We start from the raw sequence: 14,011 nt of genomic DNA on the forward strand, positions 1-14,011 counted from the left end.
TATTATAGCAACGTTGGTACTAATCCAAGTTGACAGACATATGATGCGATTCCTATGATAAACCTCAATTTGGTGAACAAATATGATTGCGGATACAAAGATTTAAACTAACCACAATTGCCATCAACTTAAGAAATTGGTAACTCCCCAAAACGAAGAACATGAGTTGAGTTCTCATAAATAACTATAAAACAATAAAATTTTCGTTTTGGGGGCACTTCAAAATGTTAAGTTGATGGGCATGTGGTGCTACCCCATGTAGCGTCTGCAATGGAATACTAGAGGTTGTCCTATTTATTAAAAAATTTTAAAATGCGATCATTTATATATTGAGGATTCTCCATAGACATTAAATGGCCTACATCTTTCACCAATTCTACAGTTAAATTGGGTGATGAATTTTCAGCACATTTGAAAGCTTCTATTGGATTATACATTACTTCATTCTCTCCTAACATTAACAGCATTGGCGTTTGAATTTTGGCCAACTCTTGATTTTTAAAAATATATGGAAATCCTTGTTCTGTTGGAGTTTCATTTTTCACAGAATTATTCCGCATCATTCCTGCTATCAATTGTTCTTGAATAAAAGGATGAATAGTGTATCGCTTATTAAAAATCCAATCTAAAAATTTCTCGACCCCTTCCCTACTATTCATCATTCCTGAAGCATAGGAAAAAAACAAAGGATGAAAAGGAATATACGTTGCTGCAGGACTCATTATTACAGCCTTATTTACCATCTCTGGAAAAAATGTCAAGAAATTAACGGTATGCAAAGCACCATATGACAATCCTACAATATTCGTACTACTAATTTCTAATGTATGTAATACTTCTTTTAACCATAGTGCGTAACTTAAACGATTTGTAAAGTCTTTTTTAGGAATACTTTTATTTTTATCTCCTAAAATATCAACACACATAATTCTGAATTGTTTACTCCATTGTAAAATATTTGAATACCACATTGTCGAACTCATTTTTGCCCCATGGAGTAATACGAGAGGTTGTGCTAATTTATTACCACTTTCAATAATATGAGTCTTTCCTTGCGATGTTTGTACAAAGTAAGATGAAAAATTAGTTGGCCATAATTTTAGACTTTTCTCATAAGATTGTAGATAGTTAGTTTCTTGATATTTTTGTTCTAAATTCTTCATTTTTGTTCCCTCCATATAACTCATTTTTATAGTTCACTTTTAAAGTCACAGTAGTTTTGCTTTACCTAACACCCATTTTAAATTTAAAGGTTTCAATTTTATCGACTGCCTTGTTATATTCTCTATCGCTTTTTTAATATTTTCCGATTCTATAGCTGTTTTTTGTATAAATATCATTTGATAACACCTGCATTGCTGTATTACTTAATATTTCTGGAGTAAGCAAATTATAATTTAGCTGGACTCCGGCTTCTAATTCTTCTATTTATTCTTTGAGCAACTATAGGCTGACCTCCCATAACTGGAATAACTAGCATGGGAACACCAAAATATAAGTTTTCACTGGAACTATTCATTCCTCCACGTGTAATAAATAGATCAGTATGTTGGAGAATATCTAATTGAGGAACGTAATTATATAACTTAAAATTAGAAGGATTATTTTCTAATTTCTAATTGACTAACATCATTTTGTTCCCCTACAACTAATATGACAGTAACCAGGATACCTCAAAATGTTGCAAAACATGTTTGATAAAAGTTGGGTTGCTGGTTAAATACTGTTCCCATAGAAATAAAAATTAACTTTTCCCTTCTCCTGTTCTAAGGAAAAAGAATCTCCATCTTTACGCTGTGCAATAGAAGGCCCGACAAATATATAAGAATCATCAAATTCTTCTACATTCCCTAAAAATCAAATAACTATTCCTTTATTGCTAGTGTCGATTTTGTACGGATATTTGAAGTGAAAATAAAAGTTTCCTCTTTGAATAAATTTTTACTAAATCCCCCTTCTACCCAAGAGTTTTTTTCTTTCATTTTAATAAAATCACTTGTACTATTAAATGGAAGAAACAATTAAGAAACAAAGTTGATATAAAAAATCACGTAATACCCTCTCTCTATTTCTCTCATGTATAATAAAAAAACACTAAGAGTAGCAAGGGCTGAATTATGCGCAGATATTAATATTTTTAATCTATTCATCATCAATATAATGAAGGTAAAAGTATTGATTTGAGAATATACACACAAAGATTACATTTAAGAAAGATGGAAGAACCCAATTCATTAAATTTATCACTTTAGCCAAAAAGACTCCTTCCTCAAGGAACGCGAAGTAAGTAGGTGGGATATGAATGTCAGTTGGCATAGCCCAACATGTTTGCTATCATTTACTTGTACAGATTGCTCTTTAAAAACCGAAGATATGAGGTTGGTTGCAGAAAAACGTTGCAACCGTAAAATCTTCAACGTTCTATCACCCCACGCTGGTCGAAGTTGCGAAAACTCAGCTAAAGCAGGAGTGTGGTAAGTCGTTCTTTAGAATTGTGCCCTTGGTTTAACAAATGATTTTTTGTAAATAATATGTTTGTTAAAAAATTTATTAAGGGGGACTTGTATGCCACAGGATCGAAAAGCAGAAGTTCAAAAACATGCATATGAAAGAAAAGAGATTATGCCAGATAATTCACAATCTCTACCGCGTCACATGCAAAAAGAGCTACCTCACGAATTTTCTGTAAATCCTCTGTTTGCCCGCGAAGGAGAATCCGTCGTTCCGCGTTTTCATATATCTGATGAAGGTATGTTACCAGAAACAGCGTATCAAATCGTCCATGATGAAATTACTCTTGATGGCAACGCCCGCCTAAATCTTGCAACATTCGTTAGCACATGGATGGAGCCTGCCGCAGAGCAACTATATGCAAAATCATTCGACAAGAACATGATTGATAAGGACGAATATCCACAGACAGCTGAAATTGAGGAGCGGTGTGTCCGTATCTTAGCCAACCTCTGGCATTCGCCAAGCCCCCTTACGACTATGGGCGTTTCAACAACTGGATCGTCAGAAGCATGTATGCTCGGTGGGCTTGCTTTAAAGCGACGCTGGCAAAATGCACGTAAAAGTGAAGGGAAGCCGTTGGATCGTCCCAATATTGTGTTTAGTTCGGCTGTTCAGGTCGTTTGGGAAAAATTCGCGAACTATTGGGAGGTTGAACCACGCTATGTGAAGGTTAGCCCAGAACATCCCCAATTGGATCCTCAGGGGGTTCTCGCAGCCGTGGATGAAAATACGATTGGTGTGGTACCGATTCTCGGTGAAACTTATACCGGTCTTTATGAACCGGTTGCCGAAATTGCAAAAGCGTTAGATGATTTACAGGCGAGAACGGGTCTTGACATTCCCATGCATGTAGATGCAGCTTCAGGAGGATTTATAGCACCGTTTCTTCAACCAGATTTAGTCTGGGATTTTCAATTACCGAGAGTGAAGTCCATCAATGTATCCGGACATAAATATGGATTAGTCTATCCTGGATTGGGTTGGATAATTTGGCGGGAAGCTGAAGATCTCCCTGAGGATCTAATCTTCCGTGTCTCCTATTTAGGTGGGAACATGCCAACCTTTGCCCTGAATTTCTCTCGTCCTGGCGCACAAGTGCTCCTACAATATTACAATTACCTACGTTTGGGGAAAAGTGGGTACTATGATGTACAAAGGGCTTCCCAGAAAGTCGCTCTTTTTCTTAGCAAAGCCATTCAGAAGATGGACCCATTCGAACTTTTGTCCGATGGCTCGGATATTCCGGTTTTCGCTTGGCGACTAAAAGAAGGTTACACATCAAATTGGAATCTTTATGATTTATCTCGACAATTACGTGTGTTCGGTTGGCAAGTACCCGCCTATCCATTGCCTCCAGATATGGAATCTGTGACAATTATGCGCGTTGTGGTTCGAAATGGATTTTCCATGGATCTCGCACATTTATTTTTGCGAAACCTCAAACAGACCGTTGCCTTTCTGGATTCCCTGGACGGGCCTATGCCGCATGATACGAAATGTAATAATGGGTTTCATCACTAAATGAAAAAAGCCTAATTTCTTCATATTAAATTGAGAAGTTAGGCTTTTTAGTTATTTCATTTTTTTATTGAATTCATTAACTGGAAGAAGTATTCAGGTTTATGAGTCTTATTTAGGTTATACCATGAATGTAATGTATCTGGTGTAAATACATCTATTTTTTTCAGTACCTCCATTGCAAATTCCAGAGGAGCTATTCCTGATGCAGTAACTAAATTCGCATCAGATACCGCAGATCCCAACTCATAGAACTTTTCTCCTTTATAGTTAGGACATACCATTTTAGTATATTCTAAGTTATTACTTGTATGCTTTCTAGTATCCAAGTATCCCATATTCGCGAGGGCATCAGTTGCACCACAAATTGCAGCAACAATAGTGCCAAGCTTTAAAGCTTGGCCAATTCTTTCTAAGATAGGTTGATGAATTTCTTCACCCCAAGTAGTCCCTCCTGGTAAAATTAAAAGATCTTTACTCTCAAGAGTTACATTCATCAAGGGAAATATCTGGTTTTATGCTCAGCCCTCCCATAGTAGTAATCATTTCTTTATTAGCTCCTACTGTAATTACTTTTAAAGGTGCTAAATCTTTTTTGAAATATCTTCCTGAGTTTAGTTCAGCAATTAAATATCCATATTCCCAGTCCGACATTGTATTAAATACATATAAAAAAACTTTTTTTGTTTGCATCCAATAACACTCCAATCACAATTGATATAGCTATTATAATATAACTTCCCTGACAGTTAACGTCAGGGAAGTTATCATACTTGATGAAATTTTATTAATTCAGACAGAACTTCAATAATTCTCTTCTTAAGACTTATTGGCTCAATAACTTTAATAGATTTATTGTACGGTAAAAGTAAATAAGGTACATATTTATGTATCATATCTTTTTCAAGAAGAAAAACTGCTTGATTTGAAGTCCGTTCTTGTAAATAATGTCCTAAAAACCAATGTTGGCAAATATCAGCCAATACATTTTTATCCCCATTAATAACCAAAGAAATAATACTTTCCTTATCTTCTATAGTTGGAAGAAGACTTTTTATAAAAAAGTCACTTGCTGAAAAATTGTCTGGCCGGTTAAACTTATTTTCGGTTTGTATTAAACTTTCAATTCGATCTACTCTAAAACTACGGATATCATTCCTAAGATGACAAAATCCAATTACATACCATTTATTATTCCAATAGATAATTCTGTATGGATCGACCGATCTATAATTTAATTGCTTTTCGCCACTTTTATGGTAAAGAATTTTTACTGAACCCCCGTTAGCTACGGCCTGCTCCAACTCCTTCAAAAAAGTTTCTATAGAGTGTGAACTTAATCGACTTATTACTTCAAGACTAGTTAAATGTTGGTTTATCTTTATTTCCTGCTCTTGATTTGAGTATTTACTTAGTTTTGAAATGGCCCTATTTAATGCTTCACCTCCATAATACCCGGCTTCTTCTGCAAAAACAGCAGCATGAAATAGTGAAGTTTGCTCCTCAAAATCAAAAAAAAGAGGAGCCTCAATAAAATTGTTCAATAAAGTGTATCCGCCGTTATGTCCTGGTTCTGAAATTATAGGTACGCCACTAGTTGAAATTGTATCAATATAACGATACACAGTCCTTATATTTATCTCTAACTTTTCTGAAATTTGTTTTGCAGTAATTTTTTCACCTGAACGAAGCATCCATAGAATTGCTAGCATATTGTCAATTTTAGGCATATAATTTCACCTCTATATGAAACTTATTTTCTATTATATATTTCCGATCTTTGGTATAACTCATCAACTGTTCCTTTCCGATAGCTTTCTATATAATAAGGCCTAGACACATTTGTAATTTCATAAGTTTTTTATTTACAGTCATATCTCCCTCATTATAAAGCTTTACTGCATAATTCATTCCTGCATGATTTTTATGGTACTTCTTTGACCGCCCTTTCAACTTTCCTTCTTTCTTAGCTAGTTCAATTCCTTCACGCTATCGCATACGGATAAAATCACGTTCTAATCGGTTTACACCCGCCATAACAGTAATTAAGAATTGGATGTAGGGATTATCTTCTGATAAATCTAGCCATGTATCTTTTAAGGATATTAAATTTGCCTTTTTACTCCGTATGTTATCGATTAATTCAAATAAATCTTTTGTACTACGAGTAATTTGAGTTAAGTCCGTAACATAAATGATGTCACCTTCTTGTATACCATGCAACATTTTTGGAGGTTTTTTACAATATTTCGTTTCTCTGGGGACTTTTCCTTCAAATTAATATCTATTCCGATTTCGTTCAGTTGCTGAAATGGCCTTGAAGAATTCCGGTTAATTGAACTGACACGTATAATAGTATAAATGGTACTACAAGCGTAACTAGTTTCTTTACTTTCATATTAACCTTTCCCCTTAAAACTAAAGAGATTTATACCTATGCATATAAAAAGAGACATCTTTTATATGATATTGGTTAAATTTGGATGAACATTATTTTATATTGAAAAAATAAATACGTCAAAATTATTTTAGAGAAATTATAAAAATCATATTATATATAGATTAGCAAGCTAATGAAAAAATGCCCTCCTAAAAACGAAAAACGTGTTTCTATCTGAGAATTTATAAAAAAGGATGACGTTTTTATTTCTATTTGTATGTGTAATAAATTACACCTATTTCCTTGAGAATTTTAAAGATTCTCATTCCCAATACCTTACGAGTTATTGCTACAGATCTTGGTTTTGTACACAAAATCTATAGAAAGCAAGAAAAAGATTTTATATCTTTTTATGTTTAGAGGCGTTAAAAAATCACTACACCTCCTTCATATACGTGTAATATACAGGGATTTATAACTGGATATAGAACATAAAAAAGAGATGTTTATATTATTAATAAAATGATATACATAAGTGGAGGGTTAGAAAATGAAAATTGCAATAGTCTGTTTTGATAACTTTACCGATATAGATGTTTTTCTACCATGGGATTTATTAAATCGTGTACGTTTAGTCGGTGGTATTTCCGATTGGGATGTCCAGCTTTTAGGGACAGAACAATCTCATATATCTATGTCTGGCTTGCGTATTCCCATGACAGGAAGCATATCTAATATCCCTTTTGCCGATGCTGTAATATTTGCTAGCGGTAAAGGTGTAAAGGATTTATATAAAAATCAACAATATATTAATAGCATTCATGTAGATCCTCAAAGACAATTAATAGGATCTATGTGTTCTGGTTCACTACTATTAGGAGCTAAAAAATTGCTAACTGGCAAAAAAGCAACTACATATCCATCCGCAGTAGAACAGCTTAAAGAATTTGGCGTAGAGGTTATTGAAAAAAGTTTCGTAAACGAAGGAAATATATCGACTGCTGCAGGTTGTTTCGCTGCTCAAGAGCTCTCAGCTTGGATTATAAGGACCCTGCTTAATGAAGAAATGGTTGATATTGTACTAGAAACTGTTCAGCCAGTAGGAAAAGGTTTATATTTTTAAATAAGTCGAGTGATTGGTTAGTCCTGGAAACAATAAAATGAATTCTTTTGCTTAATATAGACATGGTGTGTCCCCATTTTAAAATAAAAAAACCCGCGAATCATTCACGGGTTTTCTTCTTAATAACTAATTGCTATTGTACCTTCACCTGCATGTACCGCAAATGAAATTGGTAATGGATATAGTTTGAAATCCATTTCAGGGAATGCTTGTCTAATATCTGCAATCCATTCTTCAGCTCCAGGTTTATCGTTAGCATGGAACATGTGAAGTACTTTTGGTAATTCTTTTTCAAGTTCATTTTTAATGTATTCTCGACATTTTTGGATTTTGCGAACTTTCTTTTCAAGTAAAAGCTCGCCACCTTTTACTTCTAATATTAAGTTAACACTTAATAAACTCCCAAGTAAAAATTGAACTCCCTTTACACGTCCACTTGCGTAAAGACCCTTTAAACTTTTCGGGAATACGTGGAAAGGTCTTCTTTTTTCATCTACTAATGTTTTGTGTATATCTTGTAAAGTCATACCATCATTGTATAACGATTTCGCTTTTCTAATTAGTTCATCCATTGGATAACTTGTTGTTTCGCTATCTAATACCGTTAATGGGAAACCTGCCATTTCTGCAGCTAACTTCATGTTTTGATAGGTTCCACTTACTTTTCCGCTAATAGCAACTGCAAATCCCTCTTCATATTCTTCTTTGCATTTCGAAAATAACTCTACCATTTCCCCTATGTTAGGTTGTGATGTAGTGACAGTTTTACCTTCGTTTAAAGCATTATAAACGCGCTCGCGCACACCTTCTTCACAATCTTTATACGACACACCATCAATAATAACTTCAATTGGGATAACAAAGTTATCTCCTTCTGTTGTAAAACTCGCAGTTGTACTATCAGTAATCCAAGCAACACGCTTCATGTTGTTCCTCCCTTAATTCAATTCCTCTTTTCTAATTTTTCTATATATTTATGTTATGAAAAGAGAATATCCCTGTAATAGTAACAGGACTTTATTGTTTTGGCTATAGTAGATAGATGATAAATGTGAATATTTCTTGTCTTTTTCACAAATTAAAAAGAAAATCAAGAAATTTGCTCGATTTTCTTTTTCTCATACATTATTTAAAAGTTTCATTATCTAAAATCACGACATAATCATTCGTCAACCGACCTGCTTCTTTCGTATAACTAACAAGTCTTTGTATGTTATCACAGCTAAGTTTTGCACCCCATACAAGTAATGGTACACCAATAAAGTCAATATGAAACCTTCTAGAAAACAGACCACCAAAAGTCATTGGTAAAGGTACTGTTGGTGATGTATTAGAAAAAATAATCTTTTCATGACTTTGATAATGTTTTTGCAATATCTCTCCTAAATGCTTCATTGCAGGTACAACGACTTTAGATGCCCCGCACCCAATTGTATATACAGGATTACCATTTTCATCTATTCCATGAAAAATAATTTTCCCCATATCTTCGGTTTTCAATTTATTAAAGTAATCTACATTTAATATTTCTTCTTTCGTTAACTTACGGTCAGTTGGCAATTTATTTAAATGATAAGCTGCAGCGAGTGCAGTTGAATGTGTTCCGCCGAAATCAGTGTAAATGAATATCATATGATCATCCCTTGTTATAAAAGTTCAATGTTATTTAGTATTACCGTTCACAGCATTGTTAAACAAGGGATAAATGTATTTACACTTTTTGTATTAACTCATTATATTTTTTCCAGATATAATATCGTCTACTTATTACCGTACCTAATGTAATACATAAAAAGGCATTCGTTACAACCATTAATGTGGAATGTGTACTACCTGAAAACATACTTTGCTTAATTCCAATTTTCGCACCTAAAATAACAAGAAGAATCATTGTGCTTAACCAATTTCCTTTTCGTAATACATGACCCGTTTCACTATCTAATCGAAATGTTAAAACTTTTCCGCGTATAATGCCAAAACCTAAGCCAATTCCAAGCATTGCAACAAATAATAGTCCTTGCAGCAAAGTTATTTGTCCCATATGAATAATGGACTGGATTGTTACAAAGCCCAACAAAACTGGAACAAGCCAAATGCGATTTATTTTGACTTTTCGCTCTTTCCCTTGCATCAAAACAATAATAAGAATAACAAGTACAATATCCATTTAAAGTCCTCCTATATAGTTGTTTGCCTTTAAAAATTATATTCTCTTCTTTTCATTTCATAATTGAAATACGATAGCTACTTTTAATTGTATGATGTGGAATGTGATTTCCCATCAGTCTGAAGCATTATTTTAAAAAATAAAAAGACGTACGAGTAACGAGTACGTCTTCAATAATTTTATTAATATATTCATAACCTCATTTGAATTTTCATTTATCAACTAATTCTACATCTTTGGAATTAGTTTTATCTAACACTCGAATGTTAAATTTAGTAACCATTTTTAAAGAGATTTTATAAATAAAATATCCAAAAATAGAACCTAAAACGTTACAGATTACATCATCAATATCAGTAATACGTCCCACACCACTAAATAAAGACTCAATTAATTGTAGCAATTCAATACTAATTGATATAGAAAATCCTAGTAGAATTGTATTTTTGAATTTCTTGTATTTATTCCATAAAATTGGTGCTAAAAACCCTAAAGGCATTAATAATAAAATATTCCCGCCTACATTTCTTACAATTAGACCAATCATAAATTGACTATCTCCATCGTAAGCACTACCAATTTGATTGATGTCTTTAATAATTGATACAAATGGCATCATATTGACCGATCGATTCAAATTTTCAATATTAGAAGGAAAACCGATTGGTAAAGGGAATAGAGTGACTGCTACAATCATACAAATATAGACTACGAATAAAAAGCTTATTATTTCTTGCCACCAAATCACATATTTTTTATTTTTTATACTCATTAATATCCCACGTACAATTAAATAACAAATAATCACTAAAATAATAAACAAACTACCATTGATCATATACAAGATGTTAGTACTTCCCTTCATAATGAATTAATAATTAAAATTTACAACTCTATAGTAATGTTTTTGAATCCTAAAATCTTTATGATTATATACATAAAATTACAAAACCCCTTATTTAGTAAATAAAGGGTTTCTCGTCAATTAAAATGTTTTTCAAAACAAAAACAATCATGAACTCGTTTAAATTGTTTTCTTATGTCTTCTTTATTTTCACCTGTATAATGAGCAAATGTTTGAACCGGATATAACTGATCAATATTACTTTTCATTACACCTTTTATCTCGTCTGTATGATCGCTATATACGTGTAAATACGAATCTACGTTTACAAATCCGTTCTTTTCATACCATCCATGTACCCATAGATTGTCCCTAGTCCACGCTTCTAATCGATTTAGGTTAAGTTCTTTCGCTAACTTTTCTGCCTCATTTAATAGTTGATTACCAATTTTCATTCTACGGAAATCCGGATGAACTGCAATATGCCAAATCATGCCGCCAAGACCTGTCCCTCTTGAACATACCGTACGTTCTTCTAATTCATATTCAATATCTATTAAACCCACAATTTGATTTTCGTATACAGCTACTAATTCAATTGCAGGATTTTCATATTTTTCTTTCTCTCTAAATACGTTATCGTAATATGCTGTATCTAAAAAAGATAACACACGGCAACGTACCCAACCGGTTTCATCAGATTTTTTATATGCTCTAATCTTAGTATCCATGTAATCTAAAAGCCCCTCTATATTTTTATTAATTTTTTAACCCCTACTTCGTTACTTTAGACATATAATCAATTGAACAATCTAAATCTAGATATAATAATTTCCTGCGCTACATCCTTTGCATTAATCATACTTGTCACCGTCATATACAGAAGAGATTCTTCCACCTAATTATTATTCAATATATAGATGAAAGAATCCTCTAGTGATGTATACTAATTGAAAAATGGAAGAAAAAATTATTTGGAATCTACTGACTCAGCATGATATACCTTGGATTTTGAAGGTAATAAAGTAAACACACACAATATAATAGTTATAAGTAACATTACCAATGATCCTACAATAACTACAAGTTGTATAGAAATAAATTGAGTTGCAACTCCGAATAGAATCGTAATCAAAATGGTTATGCCGGCAATTACTAGTCCATATATACTTCCAATCCGTCCCATTATGTGAACGGGAACGTTGTTTTGATAAAAGGTATAATATCCTGTATTTGCATATGCCATAGAGAAAGATAAAATAAGAAATCCGATAGCAGCTATTACGAACCCATTTGAAAAAGCATAAATTAAATAACCAATTGCAATGAATAATGATCCTATTCCAATTAAAAATGACGGCGCTAATTTTTTAGATAACATTGTATTTGTTATAGCTCCTAAAATAATTCCAGCCCCGCCGGCACTAACTAAAAATCCATATTCACTATCTGTTAACAATAGAACTTCTTTAGCAAATGACAATTCAAGCGAATCATTTGCGGTAGCTAAAACCATCATCCCTTGAAATAAGAAGTACACAAAAACGATATACGAAGATTTTTTACTAAATTTTAAAACGATGTTCCAATCTTTTTTTAGTACAGCTAAAGATAACTTGTCATTTGATGTATGCATATCGGATTTTTTATCAAGATTAGGTAATAGCAATGTAATTACTCCTGATAAGAGAAATGCTATAGCATTTATATATATTGCAAACTCTGGTGTACTTGCTATTAACAATACTCCCGCTATCGCTGGGCCAATTAAAAATGCACCAGATCCTATTAAACTACGCAATGAGTTGAAACGTTGTCTTTTCTCAACTGGAATTAATTTAGTCATATATGTCATAGCAGTTGGCTCGTAAATTGCATTAGCCATACTAATAAAGAATACGAATACATAAACCATCCAAAGTGATGGAAGTAAAGATAAAATAGCGATAAATACCGCACGATATATATCGAGGTGAAACATTAATTTTCGTTTATTTAAACGATCAATCATACTCCCTGACCAAGCGTTTGTTAATAAAGCGGCTAATGGTTTAATTACATATAAAGTAGCAACAGCTAGGGCTGAGCCACCCATATTATAGACAAGTACGTTTAGTGCTATCAAGTAAATCCATGCCCCTAAATTTGCAATACCAACTCCGGACAGTAATAATAAAGGATATTTCCAATCGTTAAGTAAGTTTTTCATTTTCGGCCCCGCTTTCCAAATTATTTTTAACCAATAAAAAAACCCCACCCCCAAGACTTTAGTCTTAGGGACGAGATTTATCATCGCGGTGCCACCCTAGTTTGTTAATATGTCACCATATTAACCTTATCAGGTACTGCATTCTAATTCATGCTTATACCATAGCTCTATAACGGGAGCTCCCGTCACACCACCCCCTAATAATAGGTTCCGATGTGCTGCTCAGAGGCTTGGTTCAATAAAGAATTTTTACTCCTTTTCAGCTAAATGGAGCTCTCTGTGAAAAATTCATTTTATTTACTCTTCTCTTCACTGCATTTGATTTTTCCATATTATCACATTTACATTTAACTGTAAATAAAAAATAATCAGATATTTATAGTTGGGTCATTTTTGCTTTTCGACCAATTCGGCATACGAAACGCATTAGCTTTTTATGAAGATAAGGAAATAAAGTGAAGAATACATCCATTGTTTTTTTTAACGGCATTGGACATATAACTAATTTATTTTTATGAATAGCTTTCAGTGCAATTTCAGCAAACTTGTCTGCTGAAATCGGCTTATTTGTTTTTAGTTGTTTTATAATTTGGTCCTTATTCATATTAATTGCAATTGATTTTTCAAATATGGGTGTATCTACAAAAGTTGGACAAAGTACACTTACATTTACACCATATTCTTCTGCCTCATAATGTAATGAAGTGGTTAAACCGACGATAGCATGTTTTGTTGTTGCGTACGCGGTACAAAGTGGAGCAGGTCCTAAACCTGTTGCAGACGCAGTATTAATGATATGACCAAATCCTTGTTTTTTCATGAATTGGTAAGCCAATTGTGTCCCGTAAATTACTCCTAATAAGTTTATTTCAATAATATGTTTCCAATTATCTAAAGACATATCGAATACTTCTCCATACATAGCAATTCCTGCATTATTAAACATATAATCAATTCTACCAAACTCATTAACTATTTTTATAATAAGTTCCTCTACGGATCCAGCGTTAGTAACATCTAAATATTCGAACCTAGCTAGTTGATTATTATTTTTTATATTATTCACAAGCTCTTGACCACTTGTTTCATTAATATCTGCGATAATTACAAATATATCTTTATTTGCTAATTGAATAGCTAAAGCTTTACCGATACCAGAAGCTCCGCCAGTTACAATCGCGACTCTTTGTTCATCCATATAAAAAACCTCCTGTTGTTAATACATATAATGAAAACGGACGAGTGTAAAGATTTGA

Annotated in this window: 12 protein-coding genes, 2 pseudogenes and 1 other annotated feature; of the genes and pseudogenes, 2 read left to right on the top strand and 12 right to left on the bottom strand. The window is 33.1% G+C overall.

All coding sequences use genetic code 11. The annotated features are described in order from the left end of the window. Positions 1 to 290: 290 nt before the first annotated feature. Positions 291 to 1,163, bottom strand: a complete 873-nt coding sequence (locus tag ACTFRN_RS16360; RefSeq protein WP_014893674.1) for an alpha/beta fold hydrolase — start codon at positions 1,161 to 1,163, stop codon at positions 291 to 293. A gap of 227 nt (positions 1,164 to 1,390) precedes the next feature. Next, complete coding sequence (locus ACTFRN_RS16365; RefSeq protein WP_318825955.1) at positions 1,391 to 1,558, bottom strand: glycosyltransferase; 168 nt, start codon at positions 1,556 to 1,558, stop codon at positions 1,391 to 1,393. Positions 1,559 to 2,565: 1,007 nt separating this feature from the next. Between ACTFRN_RS16365 and ACTFRN_RS16370 the strand changes: the two genes are divergently transcribed. Then, positions 2,566 to 4,035 (top strand): glutamate decarboxylase, encoded by a 1,470-nt coding sequence (locus ACTFRN_RS16370; protein WP_001135423.1) that lies wholly within the window; start codon positions 2,566 to 2,568, stop codon positions 4,033 to 4,035. Positions 4,036 to 4,091: 56 nt separating this feature from the next. Here the strand turns inward: ACTFRN_RS16370 and ACTFRN_RS16375 are convergent. The 3 genes and pseudogenes from ACTFRN_RS16375 to ACTFRN_RS16385 all read right to left on the bottom strand — a co-directional run bounded on the left by ACTFRN_RS16375 (position 4,092) and on the right by ACTFRN_RS16385 (position 6,368). Next, positions 4,092 to 4,725 (bottom strand): annotated as a pseudogene (locus ACTFRN_RS16375) (type 1 glutamine amidotransferase family protein). A gap of 74 nt (positions 4,726 to 4,799) precedes the next feature. Beyond that, positions 4,800 to 5,762, bottom strand: coding sequence for a helix-turn-helix transcriptional regulator (locus ACTFRN_RS16380; protein ID WP_001124116.1), 963 nt, complete (start codon positions 5,760 to 5,762; stop codon positions 4,800 to 4,802). A 63-nt stretch (positions 5,763 to 5,825) separates the two neighbouring features. Continuing rightward, positions 5,826 to 6,368 (bottom strand): annotated as a pseudogene (locus tag ACTFRN_RS16385) (recombinase family protein). A gap of 594 nt (positions 6,369 to 6,962) precedes the next feature. Between ACTFRN_RS16385 and ACTFRN_RS16390 the strand changes: the two are divergent. After that, positions 6,963 to 7,535, top strand: coding sequence for a DJ-1/PfpI family protein (locus ACTFRN_RS16390; RefSeq protein ID WP_049112220.1), 573 nt, complete (start codon positions 6,963 to 6,965; stop codon positions 7,533 to 7,535). Positions 7,536 to 7,654: 119 nt separating this feature from the next. Here the strand turns inward: ACTFRN_RS16390 and ACTFRN_RS16395 are convergent, their stop codons facing one another. From ACTFRN_RS16395 to ACTFRN_RS16425, 7 genes are all read right to left on the bottom strand, one after another. Continuing rightward, complete coding sequence (locus ACTFRN_RS16395; RefSeq protein WP_000831949.1) at positions 7,655 to 8,461, bottom strand: DegV family protein; 807 nt, start codon at positions 8,459 to 8,461, stop codon at positions 7,655 to 7,657. Positions 8,462 to 8,660: 199 nt separating this feature from the next. After that, the gene (locus ACTFRN_RS16400) at positions 8,661 to 9,167 is read right to left on the bottom strand and encodes a DUF3189 family protein (RefSeq protein ID WP_014893677.1); all 507 of its coding nucleotides are present in this window, start codon (positions 9,165 to 9,167) and stop codon (positions 8,661 to 8,663) included. 79 nt (positions 9,168 to 9,246) lie between these two features. Beyond that, entirely contained in the window at positions 9,247 to 9,702 is a 456-nt protein-coding gene (locus ACTFRN_RS16405; protein WP_000355837.1) for a DUF1453 family protein, read from the bottom strand. Between the two features lie 211 nt (positions 9,703 to 9,913). Continuing rightward, on the bottom strand, positions 9,914 to 10,546 hold the full coding sequence (locus ACTFRN_RS16410; protein WP_000281847.1) for a VanZ family protein: 633 nt from the start codon (positions 10,544 to 10,546) through the stop codon (positions 9,914 to 9,916). Between the two features lie 137 nt (positions 10,547 to 10,683). Then, positions 10,684 to 11,277, bottom strand: coding sequence for a GNAT family N-acetyltransferase (locus tag ACTFRN_RS16415; protein WP_000379883.1), 594 nt, complete (start codon positions 11,275 to 11,277; stop codon positions 10,684 to 10,686). Between the two features lie 239 nt (positions 11,278 to 11,516). Continuing rightward, positions 11,517 to 12,755: an MFS transporter gene (locus tag ACTFRN_RS16420; protein WP_049112231.1), complete on the bottom strand. Its 1,239-nt coding sequence runs from the start codon at positions 12,753 to 12,755 to the stop codon at positions 11,517 to 11,519. Between the two features lie 63 nt (positions 12,756 to 12,818). Then, positions 12,819 to 13,077, bottom strand: a binding site (T-box leader). Between the two features lie 54 nt (positions 13,078 to 13,131). Continuing rightward, a complete protein-coding gene (locus ACTFRN_RS16425) occupies positions 13,132 to 13,953 on the bottom strand; it encodes an SDR family NAD(P)-dependent oxidoreductase (protein ID WP_000344381.1) in 822 nt (273 codons plus the stop codon). Positions 13,954 to 14,011: the final 58 nt, after the last annotated feature.

It is taken from the genome of Bacillus cereus group sp. MYBK245-2 (assembly GCF_051916145.1).
Taxonomy (GTDB): Bacteria; Bacillota; Bacilli; order Bacillales; family Bacillaceae_G; genus Bacillus_A; species Bacillus_A pacificus.

Bases quoted from the DNA above. Each gene is read 5' to 3' on its own strand.
- ACTFRN_RS16360 (WP_014893674.1), bottom strand. From the start codon at position 1,163: ATGAAGAATTTAGAACAAAAATATCAAGAAACTAACTATCTACAATCT.
- ACTFRN_RS16370 (WP_001135423.1), top strand. From the start codon at position 2,566: ATGCCACAGGATCGAAAAGCAGAAGTTCAAAAACATGCATATGAAAGA.
- ACTFRN_RS16380 (WP_001124116.1), bottom strand. From the start codon at position 5,762: ATGCCTAAAATTGACAATATGCTAGCAATTCTATGGATGCTTCGTTCA.
- ACTFRN_RS16390 (WP_049112220.1), top strand. From the start codon at position 6,963: ATGAAAATTGCAATAGTCTGTTTTGATAACTTTACCGATATAGATGTT.
- ACTFRN_RS16395 (WP_000831949.1), bottom strand. From the start codon at position 8,461: ATGAAGCGTGTTGCTTGGATTACTGATAGTACAACTGCGAGTTTTACA.
- ACTFRN_RS16400 (WP_014893677.1), bottom strand. From the start codon at position 9,167: ATGATATTCATTTACACTGATTTCGGCGGAACACATTCAACTGCACTC.
- ACTFRN_RS16405 (WP_000355837.1), bottom strand. From the start codon at position 9,702: ATGGATATTGTACTTGTTATTCTTATTATTGTTTTGATGCAAGGGAAA.
- ACTFRN_RS16415 (WP_000379883.1), bottom strand. From the start codon at position 11,277: ATGGATACTAAGATTAGAGCATATAAAAAATCTGATGAAACCGGTTGG.
- ACTFRN_RS16420 (WP_049112231.1), bottom strand. From the start codon at position 12,755: ATGAAAAACTTACTTAACGATTGGAAATATCCTTTATTATTACTGTCC.
- ACTFRN_RS16425 (WP_000344381.1), bottom strand. From the start codon at position 13,953: ATGGATGAACAAAGAGTCGCGATTGTAACTGGCGGAGCTTCTGGTATC.